The sequence below is a fragment of the Staphylococcus sp. EG-SA-2 genome (assembly GCF_017152085.1).
In genome coordinates, this window is sequence record NZ_JACYHC010001159.1 from 1 (window position 1) to 668 (window position 668).

Sequence of the window (668 nt, forward strand, 5' to 3'; positions counted from 1 at the left end):
TCCAATGTAGATGAACCAGCATCGATAAATAAGCATTCATTATCGTTGATTTGATTAGCTGCTATTTTAGCAATCATTTTCTTTTCATCAAGATTCGTTGCTAATTTTTCAGTTAAATTCGCCTCAATCATACGATTTTCTTTTAACATTGCACCACCATGCACACGTTGCAATTTCCCTAATTGTTGTAGTTTAGATAAATCTCTTCGTATTGTTGAAGCACTGCAACCAGTTCGATCTATTAATTCTTGTAAAGTCAAAAAATCTTTGTGCGAAAGTTCTTCTAATATTAACTCGTGTCTTTTTTCAGTAATTATCATCATCACCCCATCTCACTTTGTATTATAATGAGTACGCTTTCACTTTTCAATCATAAATTACCAAAAACAATCACAAACACCCAAATTGTGACGATAAAATTACATTTTTATGTTCAAATACTCAATTATAATGACTGTTTATGATCGTAAAATGCTAATTCAATCAAAAAGGAGTGTGGCAGAAATGAATTTTATAAAAATTTCATCTCTGCCACACTCCTAATCTTGCCCCATACTTTTTGTTGTTATTAATCATTCATGGATAACTGCTCCAATTTTGCCTTTAGTTATTGTAATCAAATCCTCAACAGCTATTGTGATTTGCATTGTTCGAAGCCCACCACTCAC

Annotated in this window: 1 protein-coding gene and 1 pseudogene; both read right to left on the reverse strand. The window is 32.0% G+C overall.

The window, feature by feature from the left end:
- The coding region (locus IDG60_RS28035) for a DeoR family transcriptional regulator (RefSeq protein ID WP_206161069.1) at positions 1-323 on the reverse strand (323 nt) is incomplete at its 3' end.
- A 249-nt stretch (positions 324-572) separates the two neighbouring features.
- Positions 573-668, reverse strand: a pseudogene (locus tag IDG60_RS28040) (Cys-tRNA(Pro) deacylase); the annotation flags it as partial.